The organism is Sulfoacidibacillus ferrooxidans, from assembly GCF_022606465.1.
Classification (GTDB): Bacteria; Bacillota; Bacilli; order Alicyclobacillales; family SLC66; genus Sulfoacidibacillus; species Sulfoacidibacillus ferrooxidans.
On sequence record NZ_JALBUF010000110.1, the window covers coordinates 1 to 352 of the forward strand.

Annotated in this window: 1 protein-coding gene; it reads right to left on the bottom strand. The window is 49.4% G+C overall.

Annotated features, from left to right (window positions below):
* Positions 1-134: 134 nt before the first annotated feature.
* A partial coding sequence (locus tag MM817_RS16600; RefSeq protein ID WP_241717177.1) for a HEPN domain-containing protein occupies positions 135-352 on the bottom strand: 218 nt, incomplete at its 5' end.

Consider the following 352-nt stretch of genomic DNA (forward strand, 5'->3'; position numbering starts at 1 on the left):
TTACGCCTGCCTGTGATGCTCTTAATGTCGGACCTCCTGACGCTAGCCACGGAGACTAACTTCGACGCAGCTGTGTTTTCATTCGTTGTTGGCGGCGCGCCAGCGCATGCCGGGTCTGTCTCAATGGCCTCAGCTCACTCACTAAAATATGAAGTAATCCAATTCACGATTCTATTTGCCATTTGAAGTGATTCCCTGGCATCCTCTAAATCGCTGTCTGTACCAGGATAACGAACTTCTACACCGAAGCTACTAAGAAATGTCGCAGCTTCCCTAACCTTGTCAGAGACGGCCACAAAGTTGCTGATTCGTTCAATTAGGGCATCAAGATCATGCGTACGCGGGACGTGTT